This window comes from Fodinibacter luteus, assembly GCF_039541575.1.
Taxonomy (GTDB): Bacteria; Actinomycetota; Actinomycetes; order Actinomycetales; family Dermatophilaceae; genus Fodinibacter; species Fodinibacter luteus.
This window is the reverse complement of sequence record NZ_BAABGM010000003.1, coordinates 320,970-333,960: the sequence shown is the minus strand read 5'-3', so window position 1 is coordinate 333,960 and position 12,991 is coordinate 320,970. Positions and strand designations below refer to the sequence as shown.

Sequence of the window (12,991 nt, the reverse complement as noted above, 5' to 3'; positions counted from 1 at the left end):
GGGGGTCCTCCGGGGTCGAGGGGCGCGGGTGCTCCCGCAAGGGCTCGTCCAAGGTTCCCACAGCGGGTGCCCGTCGCCGGCATCCAGCCGTCGCGCCGGCAGCGGATGCCGGACGTCGTCAGATCTCGTCGTCGCGCAGCACCGTGCCGTCGGGGTCGAAGACGTCGTACAGCCGCGGGGCCCAGAGCAGCTGGGTCCGGGAGAGCTGCGGCGGGTCGATCCGGCGCAGCCGTCCGGGCGGACGCTCGGTCCCCGCAAGGCCCGTCCAGGCCCGGCCGCGCCGGCGCCAGCGCACCGAGGTGCCCTTCATCGGCGCGCCGGGCAGGTGGGGTCGTCGGTGACGACGCCCGGCCGCCCCGCCCGCGTACCACGCGTCGAGGGCCTGCGCGGAGGCGGCCATGAGGTCCCACAGCTCGTCGTGGTCGTCGGGCACGTCGTCGGGGTGGATCCCGACGTGCTCGCCCACGAGCTCGCGGCGGATCCGCAGGGCGAAGACGTCGCGCGGCGCTGACCCCTCCCGGTCCTCCACCCGCACGTCCTGGATCGCCGCCGCGATCTCCGAGTCGCTCGTCCACGAGCGGCGGTTGAAGTTGTCCGACCCGACGCTCGCCCACACGTCGTCGATGACGCACACCTTGGAGTGGACGTAGACGGGGTACCCGGCCTCGCTCGTCAGCCCGTACACCGCGACGCGGTCGCCGCCGGCGTCGAGCAGCTCGTCCATCGCGAGCTGGCGCCCGTAGAGCTGGGGCGGCATCGAGACGGCTCCGTCGACGTCGGGAACCATCGGGATGACGGCGATGAGCCGCAGCCCCGGGTTCTCGCGCAGCGCGTCGCCGAAGTGCCGCCCGACCTCACGCGACCAGAGGTACTGGTCCTCGAGGTAGATGAGCCGCCGGGCGTGCCGGACCGCCTTGGTGTTGCCGTGGGCGACGCTGCGTTCCCCCTGCGGGGCGAAGTCGTAGCCCTTGGGCAGGATCGCCGGGTAGGTGCGCAGGATCTGCACCGCCTCGCGGGCGCCGTCGGGCGAGGGAGGCGGCGGGGCCTGCTCGGGCAGCGGGCGGGGCGTGAGGTCCTCGCCCTGGCTCAGGCTCGACAGCAGCCGCCCCGGGTTGAGGGTGAGTGGCGTGGAGTCCTCCCACCGCTCCCGGAAGACCGTCTCGACGTCGAAGACCGCCGGGCCCCGGACGGCGATGTGCACGTCGTGCCACGGGGGACGCGGTCCGAAGGCCTGCGGCATGGCGATGACCTGGCGGTCACCCTCGTGCTCGATGCCGTCGCGCCGGCTGTGACACAGGTCGATCCCGCCGAGGTAGGCGATGTCCCGCGACGGGTCGTCGCGGTGCCGCAGCACGACGATCTTCTGGTGGTGCGACCCGGCGGTGCGCACCCGCATGTCGCGCAGGCACTGCCCGCCCGCCTCGTCGATCTCGACCCCGAGCAGACGCGCCTTCTCGGCGTGGAAGCCGATCTTCGACCAGTGCGAGCGCCACAGCAGACCGCGGACGTCGACCCCGCGTCGCGCGGCGGCAGCGAACGTCGCCGACACCGTGGATGCCGGGTCGTCCGTGAGCAGCTGGTCGGGGTCACCCCGCCAGTCCGCGAAGAGCAGCAGGTCGCCCTCGCCCATGGCCTCGACCCGCTCGTGGAGCTCGGCGAAGTACGGCCGGCCGTGCACGACGGGGCGCACGTCGTTGCCGGTGCTCCACGCGACGCCGTCGGCGTGGTGCGCGTCGATCCGGGTGTGCGGGTTGTCGCGCTCGTCGGGCGTCAGGAACAGGTCGGGCAGCACGGCGCCATCCTGCCGCGCCTCGGGGCTGCGTGGGTCGTCAGATCGCGAAGAAGGCGATGATGACGGCGAAGACGAGCGGCACCCCGAAGACGACGTCGAGCACGTGGAACGGCACCCAGAACAGGTGGGTCACCTTCCAGCCGTAGTCGGCCTCGGGCCACTCCGGCGGCACCCACGACCGGGCGCGCCACAGCCTCTGGCCGACGAGGAGCAGGGCGTAGACGGCCACCGCGACCCACCAGGCGTCGACCACGGCCGTGGGACCTCGTCAGGCTTGGCCGATGGAGTCGAGCAGGTCGCGGAACCACGGCACCGAGGTGTCGAAGGCCTTGCCGCCCTTGATCCGCGGGAACTCGATGGCGCGCAGGGCGTCGCCACGCTCCTCGTCGTGGCCGACGACGCCCGGCTCGCCGCGCAGGGCGCAGTCGACGGCGAGGTCGGTGCACTCCTTGATGAGGGCGAGGTCGCGCTCGTTCGCGGCCGCGGAGCGGGAGAAGTAGCCCGACTTCTGGACCATCGTCTTCTCCGCGCCGAGCAGCTCGGCGAACTGCTTGGCGAACCACGCACCGGGGTTGACCTTGTCGAGCTGGACGTGGCCGAACGGGTCCTTCGGCACGTCCTGGCCGGCGGCCTCGAGCTCGGCGACGACCTCGGAGACACCCGCGCCCTCGGACAGGAAGATGTTGACGCAGCCGATGTCGTCCATGACGGCACGCAGGCGGTCGGCCTCGGCGTGCAGGTCGAGCGGCATCTCCGGGACGAAGACCGCGTGGACGTCCCAGCGGCGCGGGTCGTTGCCGATCGCCGGCACGAAGTCCTGCTCGGCGACCCACAGGTGGTAGGCCTCGGCGGTGGCGGCGGTGAGCCAGCCGCAGTGCCGCCCCATGACCTCGTGGACGATGAGCATCCTGGGGTTCGAGGAGTGCTCGGCGATGATGTTCTGCGCGAAGACCGACCCCTGGGCGGCGGCGGTCCAGGCGCCGAGGGACTGGCGGATCGGGATGATGTCGTTGTCGACGGTCTTGGGGAGGCCGACGACGGTCAGCTCGTAGTCGTTCTCGTGGAGGTAGGCCGCGAGGTCGGCGGCGGTCGTGTTCGTGTCGTCCCCGCCGATGGTGTGCAGGACGTCGACGCCGTCGGCGGTCAGCTGCTCGGCCGCGACGTGGAGGGGGTCCTGGCCCTCCTGCACGAGCCCGCGCCGGACGCAGTCCGCGACGTTGGTCAGCTTGACCCGGCTGTTGCCGATCGGGGAGCCGCCGAAGCCGTGGAGCAGGTGGGCCCTGGCGCGCACCTCGGGGGTCACCTCGACGTACTCGCCCTGGAGCAGGCCGGCGTACCCGTTCGTGTAGGCGATGATCCGCACGTCGGGGGCGATCTCGGTGTATCGCTCGATGAGCCCGCCGACGGCGGAGGACAGGCACGGGGCGAGCCCGCCGGCGGTGAGCATGGCGACGGTGCGGACGGTCATGGTGCGCTCCTGCGGTGCGGTGGTGGCGGTGGTGCGGTGGTGGCGGTCGTGCGGTGGTCGCTGTCGTGCAGTGGCGGTCGTGCGGTGGCTCCATTGTTGCGCGTCGGGGACGCGCCCGGTCAGCCGCCCGGCATCCGGTCTGCGTCCTCGCCGGCGAGCTCGCGGGCGACGAGCTCGGCCGTCTGGACCATGTTGAGGGCGGCGCCCTTGCGCAGGTTGTCACCGCTCATGAACAGGTCGAGGGTCGTCGGGGCCTCGGGCCACTGCCGGATCCGCCCGGCGAAGCGGGGGTCGGCGCCGACGACGTCGTTCGGGGTGGGGAACTCGGGCTCGTCGGGGTCGTCGAGCACGACGACGGCGGGGGCCTCGATGAGCGCCTGCCGGGCCTCCTCGACGCGCACCTTGCGGGCGAAGGTCGCGTGCACGGTGACCGAGTGCGACGACACGACGGGCACCCGCACGCACGTCGCCGAGACCCGCAGGTCCGGGATGTCGAGGATCTTGCGCGTCTCGTCGCGGACCTTGACCTCCTCGGACGTCCAGCCGCCGCCGACGTGGTGGCCGACGAAGGGCACGACGTTGAGCGCGAGCGGCGCCGGGAACGGGGACTCGCCGAGCTCGTGCTCGATGAGCCGCCGGACGTCACCCGGCCGGGTGCCGAGGTGGTCCTGGCCGTGGACGACGTCGAGCTCGGCCCGCAGCCGGTTGATGCCGGCGCGACCCAGCCCGGACGCGGCCTGGAGCGTCGTGACGACGAGGTCGGTGAGCTCCCAGCCGGCGTGGAGCGCCGCGAGGGCGTCGATCATCGTCATGACCGTGGCGCCGGGGTTGGCGATGATGCCGCGCGGGCGGTCGGCGATCTTGAGCGGGTTGACCTCGGGGACGACGAGCGGCACGTCGGGCGCGGTGCGGAACACCGTGCTGTTGTCGATGGCGACGACCCCCCGGGAGGCCGCGAGCTCGACCCACTCGCGGGCGATCGACGGTGGGATGTCGAAGATCGCGACGTCGATGCCGTCGAAGAACTCCGGCGTCAGGGGCTCGACGACGACGTCGAGCCCCGCGACGTCGAGCACCGCACCGACGTCCTCGGCGCCGGCGGCGAGGCGCACCTGGCCCCAGTGCGAGTGCCGCACGGGGAGCACCTCGAGCACGACCTTGCCGACCGCGCCCGTGACGCCGACGACGGCGAGGGTCGGCAGCCCGCCCCCCGGGTTCCCCTTCGCTGTGGGTGCCACGTCAGCGGCCGGTGCCCCCGTAGACGACCGCCTCTCCCTCGCTGGAGTCCAGCCCGAACGCGGTGTGGACGGCGCGCACGGCGTCGTCGAGGAGGTCGTCGCGGGTGATGACGGAGATGCGGATCTCGGAGGTGGAGATCATCTCGATGTTGACGCCGGCGTTCGCGAGGGCCTTGAAGAAGGTCGCGGACACGCCGGGGTTGGAGCGCATGCCCGCCCCGACGAGCGAGAGCTTGCCGATCTGGTCGTCGTACTGGATGGCGGTGAAGCCGACCTCGTCCTGGATCCGCTGGAGCGACTCCACCGCGGCCGGGCCGTCGGCCTTGGGCAGGGTGAACGAGATGTCGGTGAGCCCGGTGTCGGTGGCCGAGACGTTCTGGACGATCATGTCGATGTTGATCTGGGCCAGGGTCACCGCCTCGAAGATCTGGGCGGCCATCCCGGTGCGGTCCGGCACCCCGACGACGGTCACCTTCGCCTCGCTGCGGTCGTGGGCGACTCCGGCGATGATCGGTGCTTCCACGGCGTCTCCTTCGGGTCCTGGCTGGTCCGTGACGATCGTGCCCGTCTTCTGCGAGAACGACGACCGCACGTGGATGGGGATGTCGAAGCGCCGGGCGTACTCGACGCTGCGCAGGTGCAGCACCTTGGACCCGGAGGCCGCGAGCTCGAGCATCTCCTCGTTCGTGATGCGCTCGATCTTGCGGGCGCTCGGGACGATGCGCGGGTCGGCGGTGAAGACGCCGTCGACGTCGGTGTAGATCTCGCACACGTCGGCGCGCAGGGCCGCGGCGAGGGCGACGGCGGTGGTGTCGGTGCCCCCGCGGCCGAGGGTGGTGATCTCCTTGGTGCCCTGGCTGACGCCCTGGAACCCGGCGACGATGACGATGTGCCCCTTGCCGAGGGCCTCGGTGATCCGTCCCGGGGTGACGTCGATGATCTTGGCCTTGCCGTGCACGCCGTCGGTGATGACGCCGGCCTGGCTGCCGGTGAAGGAGCGGGCGCTGTAGCCGAGGTCGGAGATCGCCATCGCGACGAGCGCCATCGAGATGCGCTCCCCGGCGGTCATGAGCATGTCGAGCTCGCGCGGCGGCGGGACCGGGCTGACCTCCTGGGCCAGGTCGAGCAGCTCGTCGGTCGTGTCGCCCATCGCCGAGACGGCGACGACGACGTCGTTCCCGGTCTTCTTCGTGTCCGCGATGCGCCGGGCGACCCGCTTGATGCTCTCGGCGTCGGCCAGGGACGATCCGCCGTACTTCTGGACGACGATGGGCACGCGCTGCTCCCGTGACGATGGGTCGATGGCCAGTGGTCGGTGGCTCGGGCCACTCTAACCGGCCGTCCACGGACCGGACCTGCCGCCCGGATGCCGGCCCCCCGGCATCCCACCTCCCACCTGCGACGTCGTGCGACTTGGGTGCGGATTGCACGCCCCCTTCGCCGAGGAACCGCGCGGAAGTCGCACGAGGTCCGGACTCTGCGCGGGTCTTCGGGGCCGGTCGGGGGCTGCTCGGGCGTAACGTCGCGGGCACCCACCCGAGGAGGTCCCATGTCGATCGTCATCGTCGGAGCCGGGCTGGCCGGCGGCACCGCCGCGACCGAGCTGCGCGAGCGGGGGTACGAGGGGCCGGTCGTGCTCCTCGGCGCCGAGCCGCACCCGCCGTACGAGCGGCCACCGCTGTCCAAGGGCTACCTGCTCGGCAACGACCCGCTCGACGACGCCTTCGTCCACCCGCAGGCCTGGTACGCCGAGCACGACGTCGAGCTGCGGCTCGGGGTCGAGGCGACGGCCCTGGACACCGACGCCCACGTCGTCACGACGACCGGCGGCGACGTGCGCTACGACGCACTGCTGCTCGCGACCGGCGCGGAGCCGCGGCGCCTGGCCGTCGCCGAGGAGAGCGGGGTGCCCACGGCGTACCTGCGCACGATCGAGGACAGTGACCGGCTCAAGGAGGCCTTCGGGTCCGGAGGTCGCGTCGCCGTCGTCGGGGCGGGCTGGATCGGGCTCGAGGTCGCCGCCGCCGCTCGGGAGGCGGGCTGCCCGGTCACCGTCTTCGAGACGGCCGAGCTGCCGCTGCTGCGGGTCCTCGGGCCCACGGTCGCGCAGGTGTTCGCCGACCTGCACCGCGAGCACGGCGTCGACCTGCGGCTCGGGGCCTCGGTGTCGGCGCAGGACCTCGCGGAGGCCGACCTCGTCGTGGCCGGGGTCGGTGTGGCCCCCCGCGTCGAGCTCGCCCGGTCGGGCGGGCTCGCCGTCGACGACGGCGTGCTCGTGGATGCCGCGCTGCGCACCGTCGACGCGCAGCGGGGCACGAGCGTCGCGTCGGTGCTCGCCGTGGGCGACATCGCCAACCACGCGCATCCCGTGCTAGGGCGTCGGATCCGCGTCGAGCACTGGGACACCGCGATCAACCAGGCGAAGGTGGCGGCGCACAACCTCGTCGGTGGGGAGCAGTCCTACGACGCGATGCCGTACTTCTTCACCGACCAGTACGACCTCGGCATGGAGTACGTCGGCCACGCCGGTGCGGACGACGAGGTCGTCGTGCACGGCTCGCTGGGCGATCGGGTCTTCCGGGCGTTCTGGCTGCGTGAGGGGCGGGTCGTCGCGGCCATGCACGCCAACGACTGGGACGCGACCGACGAGCTGCGAGCCGCCGTCGACTCGGGCGACCTCCCCTCCCCCGGCTGACCGCACTTCTTGCACATCACCCACGCGGTCGGGGCGTCCCGGCCCGGGTTCGGGTGGGTGATGTGCAAGAAGCCTCCGCGGGGTCGAGGTGCTACGGCTCGCGAAGACGTGCACCTGCGGGTCGACTCCCCGAGGCACCGGGCAGGAGACCCTCCGCTCAGGGGTGGAGCGCGTCGAACTCCGCCTCGGACACGGCATCCGGGTCGGCGTCGAGCCGCACGTGCGCGAGGAGCGCCTGGACGACGCGCAGCGCCGCGGCCGCCCGCTCACCCCAGTGCGAGAGGTAGCTGAACTGCCACCACCACAGCGCCTCGACCTGCCGACCGGAGTCGAAGTGGCTCAGCCCGTGGCTGAGGGCCGACGCGATGTCGACGAGGTCGTTGCTGAGGAAGCCGACGGTGGGCTCGGGGTCGAGCACCGGGTCGGCGACGTCGGCGTACTCGTCGAGGCCCTCGAAGACGTTGGCGAGGCTCTCGCGCAGGGGGTCGAGCTCGGCGTCCGGGCCGACGTCGGGCTCGAACCGCTCGACCGGGACGACGTCCTCGACGGCGCCGAGGCGCGCGCCCATGACGAGCACCTGGGAGAGCGCGAGCAGCGCCATCGGGAGGGTGGCGTCGGGGGCCTCGCCGGCCGCGATCTCGCGCACGGTGAGCAGGTACATCCGCGCGTCGGCCGCGGACTCCTGCGCGATGACGCTCCAGTCGTCAGACATCGATGAGCCTCCGTCCCTCGAACGCTCGACCCAGGGTGACCTCGTCGGCGTACTCGAGGTCGCCCCCGACGGGCAGCCCCGAGGCCAGCCGGGTGACCCGCAGCCCGACGTCCTTGAGCAGTCGCGACAGGTAGCTCGCGGTCGCCTCGCCCTCGAGGTTCGGGTCGGTCGCGATGATGACCTCGGTGACGGTGCCGTCGGCGAGCCGGGTCAGCAGCTCGCGAACGCGAAGGTCGTCGGGGCCGATGCCGTCGATGGGGCTGATGGCCCCGCCGAGCACGTGGTAGCGCCCGCGGAACTCGCGCGTGCGCTCGATGGCGACGACGTCCTTGGGCTCCTCGACGACGCAGATGGCGTGGACGTCACGCCGCGGGTCGAGGCAGACGCGGCACCGCTCGGCCTCGGCGACGTTGAAGCACACCTCGCAGAAGCGGACCCGGGCCTTGACCTCGGTGAGCGCGTGGGCGAGGCGCTCGACGTCGGCGGGGTCGGACTGCAGGACGTGGAACGCGATGCGCTGCGCGCTCTTGGGGCCGATGCCCGGCAGCCTGCCGAGCTCGTCGATGAGGTCCTGGACCGCGCCTTCGTACACACCGTGAGCCTACGACCTCGAGGCGACGCTGTCCCCTGCCCGCGCGCCCGGGCTGGTCGGCGTGACTCAGGAATCGACGAGCACGTAGTCGCCGGCCTCGGCGAGAGCGGCGGTGACCTCGTCCGACGTCAGCTCTCGCCCGCCGGTGACGGTGACGGTGGACTCGCCACCGCTCACCACCTCGACCTCGACCTCGTCGACGCCGCCGAGCGCCTTGAGCTCCTCGCCCACCGCGTGCGCGCAGTGGCCGCAGGTGAGGCCTGTCGCCTTGAAGGTCTGGGTGCTGGCCATCGGTTCTCCTTCGTCGTGTCGGGCCGGGTCGGCCCTGGGGTGGGGTCGGGGTGGGGTCAGATGCCGACCGCGGCGCCGGTCGACTCCGGGGGCAGCTCGTTGTAGGTGTCGGCGCGCTCCTGGCCGGACAGCGCGGCGATGGCGTCCATGACCTCGTCGGTGAGGAGGCGGCGCGCCTTGCCGGACGGCATCCCGGCATACGCCGCGGGACGGACCGGGCGCCCGAACGCCACCCGGATCCGGGCGAACCGCGGGAACCGCGCCCCGATCGGCTGGACCCGGTCGGTGCCGACGAGGCCGACCGGCACGACGGGCACCCCCGCCGTGAGCGCGAGCCAGGCGACGCCGGTACGACCCCGGTAGAGGCGGCCGTCGCGCGAGCGGGTGCCCTCGGGGTAGATGCCGAACGCGCCGCCCTCGCGGAGCACGAGCAGGGCGGCGTCGAGCGACTCCTGGGCCGCGCGCGAGGAGTGGCGGTCGACGGGGATGGCGTTCGAGCCCTCGAAGAAGCCGCGGCGGATCGCCCCGCTGATGCCGGTGCCGGTGAAGTAGTCGGACTTCGCGAGGAAGCTGACCGGCCGCGGGGCCGCGATGGGGATCGCGAACGAGTCGATGAAGGACAGGTGGTTGCTCGCGAGGAGGACGCCACCGGTGAGCGGGACGTTCTCGGTGCCGGTGATCGTCGGTCGCCACAGGAGCTTGGACAGGGGCGCGACGACGCCGTGGCTCAGCCGGTAGGACGCGGCGCTCATCGCGGATCCTCGGAGATCACCGTGCCGCCGAGGATCCGCTCGACGACCGGCAGTCCGACGTCGGTGAGGTCGTCGATGGACTCGTCGTCGTCGCTGATCGCCGTGTCGTCGACGACGCGCTCCGCGGGGGTGGCCCCCGCCTCCTCGGCCACGGTGGCCCTCGCCCGTTCGAGCGGGCTCGCCCACGACGGGGCGCTGCCTGGCGGCCGCGGGGCATCGGACCAGCTGGCCGGTTCGGGGGGCCGGGATGCCGTGGGCTCGGCCGGCGCGCCAGCGCTCGCCGGCGCACCGGGGGCGGGTGGGGTGGCCGCGGCGTCGGGTGCGGGTGGGGCGGCGGCCGGGGTTCCGGCCGTCGTCCCGGGGCCGGCGACGGGGTCGATCGGCCCGCGGCCCGCGACCGTTCCTGGGCCTTCGCCGGGACGATCCGCGGATGCTGTGGGGCGGGCTTCGGGCGTCGACCGAGCCTCGTCGCGGTCGGGCGCGGCGCGAGACGCGCCGACGGGGGGCGATGCCGGTGCCCGGGGCGAGGCCGGCGCGGGGGGCGACTCACCAACGGTGGGCGGTGCAACGGGCGCGGTGGGCGCGGCCGCCGCGGGAGAAGCGGCCGGTGACGGCACGGCATCCGATGCGACTCCCTCGACGCGGGCGTCGACCCCGAGGACATCGATGAGGGCCTGCCGGACGTAGTCGGCGTGCGCGCCGCGGCGGAACGTCTCGGCGAGCCCGACGGTGGAGATGCCGAGGAGCACCCGCTGGCCGTCGTAGTCGGCGACCTGGGCGTTCTGCGAGACGAAGGTCCACGTGACGCGCTTGTGGCGGCTCAGCCACTCGAGGACGTCGGGCCAGGAGCGCCGGATGGCATCGGTGTCGAGGCCGCCGGGCCCCTTGGGCTGGACCGCCGGCCCCTGCTCGGTCGACGGCTCCACCCGGGTCGACTGCCCCGGTGAGGTTGCCGGCATCTGCGCGGTCGACGGGCCCGGCGGGGTCGCGGTGACACCGCTCGCAGCACCGCGCACCTGCGGGTCGACCGCCGCCGGGGCCTCCGGGGTCGAGGTGACACCGCTCGCGGCACCGCGCACCTGCGGGTCGACCGCCGCCGGCGCCTCCGGGGTCGAGGTGACACCGCTCTCGGAACCGTGCACCTGCGATCCCACCCCCGACGGCTGGGGCTGGGCCGGGGCCGACGACGGGACAGCGGCGGGTGCGGGGGCAGCCGGGGGCGCGGACCCGGCATACGGCACGGCCCCCGTCGGCACACCCCCCACGTCGAGGCGACGCTCGAGGCGGTCGAGGCGCGCGGCATACCCCGCCTCCCCCGCCGCACCGGGCAGCAGGATCCGCGCGGCGATGAGCTCGAGCTGCAGCCGCGGCGCGGTGGCGCCGGTCATCTCGGTGAGCCCCGCGTTGACGACGTCGGCCGCTCGCGACAGCGCCCCCGCCCCGAACGCCGCCGACTGCCGGCGCATCCGCTCGAGCTGGTCCTCGGGCACGTGCCGCAGCACCTGCCCGGCGCCGTCGGCGACCGCCGCGACGATGATGAGGTCGCGCAGCCGCTCGAGGACGTCCTCGACGAAGCGGCGCGGGTCGAGCCCCGTCTCGACGACCTTGTCGATGGTGCGGAAGACGGCCGCGGCGTCACCGGCCGCGAACGCGTCGATCGCCCCGTCGAGCAGCTCACCGTCGGTGAAGCCCAGGAGGGAGGCCGCCGACTCGTAGGTCAGCCCTTCGGGGCCCGAGCCGGCGATGAGCTGGTCGAGCACCGAGAGCGAGTCACGCACCGACCCCCCACCGGCGCGCACGACGAACGAGAGCACGCCGGGCGCCACCGACACCCCCTCCTTGACGCACAGCTCCTCCATGTAGGCCTGGAGCCGGGCCGGGGGGACGAGGCGGAACGGGTAGTGGTGGGTGCGCGAACGGATCGTGCCGATGACCTTCTCGGGCTCGGTCGTCGCGAAGACGAACTTCACGTGCTCGGGCGGCTCCTCGACGATCTTGAGCAGGGCGTTGAAGCCCTGCGTCGTGACCATGTGGGCCTCGTCGATGATGTAGATCTTGTAGCGGCTCTGGGCGGGGCCGTAGGAGGCGCGTTCGCGCAGGTCACGGGCATCGTCGACGCCGCCGTGGCTGGCCGCGTCGATCTCGATGACGTCGACCGTGCCGGACCCGCCGCGCGCCAGGGCCACGCACGAGTCGCAGGTGCCGCACGGGTCGGGCGTCGGGCCGGCGTCGCAGTTGAGGCAGCGCGCGAGGATCCGGGCGCTCGTCGTCTTGCCGCAGCCGCGCGGGCCGCTGAACAGGTAGGCGTGGTTGACCCGGCCGGTGCGCAGCGCCTGCATGAGCGGCTCGGTCACGTGCTCCTGCCCGATGACGTCGCCGAACGTCTCGGGGCGGTAGCGGCGGTACAGCGCGGTGCTCACCTGTCGAACCCTAGCCGCGATGCCGGACATCCCGAAGGCCGTGGTCCCGGCTGTGGACTCGGCGGCGGACGCACCCTGCGAGCTGCACGCGGTTCGGTCGTGGGAGGGTCCGCGACATACCCTCGACTCGTGCGCATCGACGTCTGGTCCGACATCCTCTGCCCGTTCTGCCACCTCGGCCGGCGGCACCTCGAGCTCGCCCTCGAGCAGTTCGAGCACCGCGACGAGGTGGGGGTCGTCTGGCACAGCTTCCAGCTCGACCGCACCGCCCCTGCCGTCGACGACACCCCTCCGCTCGACCGCGTCGCCGAGAAGTACGGCGCCACCCGCGAGCAGATGGTCGCCCAGCACGAGCGGATGGCGAGCGACGCGGCATCCGTCGGGCTCGACTTCCAGTGGGAGCGCCTGCGCGGCGGCAACTCCTACGACGCCCACCGGCTCATCCACCTCGCCCGCGAGCATGGCCGCGAGGAAACCGTGACCGAGCGGGTCATGCGCGGCTGGTACTCCGAGGGCGAGGCCATCGGCGACCACGACACCCTCGTGCGCCTCGGCGTCGAGGGCGGCCTCGCGGAGGATGCCGTCCGCGCCCTCCTCGCCGGCGACGACCACGGCATCGACGTGCGCACCGACCTCGCGCTCGCGAACCAGATCGGCATCACGTCCGTGCCGACGTTCGTGCTCGACCAGAAGTACGGCGTCACGGGCGCCCAGCCGGTCGACGTGCTACTCGGCGCGATCCGCCAGGTGTGGGACCTGCAGGGCACCGAGCCCGAGCCGGTCGCCGCGGGTGGTGGCTGCGGTGGCGGGTGCTGCGGCGGCGCATGCGGCTCGGGCGGTGGGGCGGTCGAGGACACCGCGGCGGATGCCGTCACGGCCGGTGCCGGATGCGGCTGCGGTTCCAGCGGGTGCGGCGGGGTCTGCGACCCTTCAGCGGAGGAGCCGGTCACGGTTTCTCGCTGATCACCGGATCCGCCACACCGAGCACACATGGCCGGCCGAGCCATGGGTGTGGCTGGCATCACGCGAGG

Annotated in this window: 12 protein-coding genes; 2 read left to right on the top strand and 10 right to left on the bottom strand. The window is 73.2% G+C overall.

Annotation, left to right across the window (positions count from 1 at the left end; all coding sequences use genetic code 11):
- Nucleotides 1–118 precede the first annotated feature (118 nt).
- The 5 genes from ABD899_RS04115 to ABD899_RS04095 form a co-directional block, all read right to left on the bottom strand.
- Nucleotides 119–1,792 (bottom strand): phospholipase D family protein, encoded by a 1,674-nt coding sequence (locus ABD899_RS04115; protein ID WP_345202603.1) that lies wholly within the window; start codon nucleotides 1,790–1,792, stop codon nucleotides 119–121.
- Nucleotides 1,793–1,829: 37 nt separating this feature from the next.
- A complete protein-coding gene (locus tag ABD899_RS04110) occupies nucleotides 1,830–2,045 on the bottom strand; it encodes a hypothetical protein (protein WP_345202600.1) in 216 nt (71 codons plus the stop codon).
- Nucleotides 2,046–2,060: 15 nt separating this feature from the next.
- Entirely contained in the window at nucleotides 2,061–3,260 is a 1,200-nt protein-coding gene (locus ABD899_RS04105) for a pyrophosphate--fructose-6-phosphate 1-phosphotransferase (protein ID WP_345202598.1), read from the bottom strand.
- Between the two features lie 119 nt (nucleotides 3,261–3,379).
- Nucleotides 3,380–4,498, bottom strand: a complete 1,119-nt coding sequence (locus tag ABD899_RS04100; RefSeq protein WP_345202596.1) for an aspartate-semialdehyde dehydrogenase — start codon at nucleotides 4,496–4,498, stop codon at nucleotides 3,380–3,382.
- A gap of 1 nt (nucleotide 4,499) precedes the next feature.
- Nucleotides 4,500–5,774, bottom strand: a complete 1,275-nt coding sequence (locus ABD899_RS04095) for an aspartate kinase (RefSeq protein ID WP_345202594.1) — start codon at nucleotides 5,772–5,774, stop codon at nucleotides 4,500–4,502.
- A 273-nt stretch (nucleotides 5,775–6,047) separates the two neighbouring features.
- Here ABD899_RS04095 and ABD899_RS04090 point away from each other — a divergent pair, with 273 nt between their 5' ends.
- Nucleotides 6,048–7,193, top strand: coding sequence for an NAD(P)/FAD-dependent oxidoreductase (locus ABD899_RS04090; RefSeq protein ID WP_345202592.1), 1,146 nt, complete (start codon nucleotides 6,048–6,050; stop codon nucleotides 7,191–7,193).
- Nucleotides 7,194–7,350: 157 nt separating this feature from the next.
- Here the strand turns inward: ABD899_RS04090 and ABD899_RS04085 are convergent, their stop codons facing one another.
- The 5 genes from ABD899_RS04085 to ABD899_RS04065 all read right to left on the bottom strand — a co-directional run bounded on the left by ABD899_RS04085 (nucleotide 7,351) and on the right by ABD899_RS04065 (nucleotide 11,960).
- Nucleotides 7,351–7,905, bottom strand: coding sequence for a DUF5063 domain-containing protein (locus ABD899_RS04085; protein WP_345202590.1), 555 nt, complete (start codon nucleotides 7,903–7,905; stop codon nucleotides 7,351–7,353).
- Entirely contained in the window at nucleotides 7,898–8,497 is a 600-nt protein-coding gene (recR, locus tag ABD899_RS04080) for a recombination mediator RecR (RefSeq protein ID WP_345202588.1), read from the bottom strand. The genes ABD899_RS04085 and recR overlap by 8 nt, the downstream gene beginning before the upstream one ends.
- Before the next feature lie 66 nt (nucleotides 8,498–8,563).
- Complete coding sequence (locus ABD899_RS04075; RefSeq protein WP_345202586.1) at nucleotides 8,564–8,788, bottom strand: cation transporter; 225 nt, start codon at nucleotides 8,786–8,788, stop codon at nucleotides 8,564–8,566.
- Nucleotides 8,789–8,844: 56 nt separating this feature from the next.
- Complete coding sequence (locus tag ABD899_RS04070; RefSeq protein WP_345202584.1) at nucleotides 8,845–9,540, bottom strand: lysophospholipid acyltransferase family protein; 696 nt, start codon at nucleotides 9,538–9,540, stop codon at nucleotides 8,845–8,847.
- Complete coding sequence (locus tag ABD899_RS04065; RefSeq protein WP_345202582.1) at nucleotides 9,537–11,960, bottom strand: DNA polymerase III subunit gamma and tau; 2,424 nt, start codon at nucleotides 11,958–11,960, stop codon at nucleotides 9,537–9,539. The genes ABD899_RS04070 and ABD899_RS04065 overlap by 4 nt, the downstream gene beginning before the upstream one ends.
- A gap of 129 nt (nucleotides 11,961–12,089) precedes the next feature.
- Here ABD899_RS04065 and ABD899_RS04060 point away from each other — a divergent pair, with 129 nt between their 5' ends.
- Nucleotides 12,090–12,923, top strand: coding sequence for a DsbA family oxidoreductase (locus tag ABD899_RS04060; protein ID WP_345202579.1), 834 nt, complete (start codon nucleotides 12,090–12,092; stop codon nucleotides 12,921–12,923).
- Nucleotides 12,924–12,991 lie beyond the last annotated feature (68 nt).

Coding starts and splice junctions, on each gene's coding strand:
- ABD899_RS04105 (WP_345202598.1), bottom strand. CDS start 3,260: ATGACCGTCCGCACCGTCGCCATGCTCACCGCCGGCGGGCTCGCCCCG.
- ABD899_RS04090 (WP_345202592.1), top strand. CDS start 6,048: ATGTCGATCGTCATCGTCGGAGCCGGGCTGGCCGGCGGCACCGCCGCG.
- ABD899_RS04085 (WP_345202590.1), bottom strand. CDS start 7,905: ATGTCTGACGACTGGAGCGTCATCGCGCAGGAGTCCGCGGCCGACGCG.
- ABD899_RS04075 (WP_345202586.1), bottom strand. CDS start 8,788: ATGGCCAGCACCCAGACCTTCAAGGCGACAGGCCTCACCTGCGGCCAC.
- ABD899_RS04070 (WP_345202584.1), bottom strand. CDS start 9,540: ATGAGCGCCGCGTCCTACCGGCTGAGCCACGGCGTCGTCGCGCCCCTG.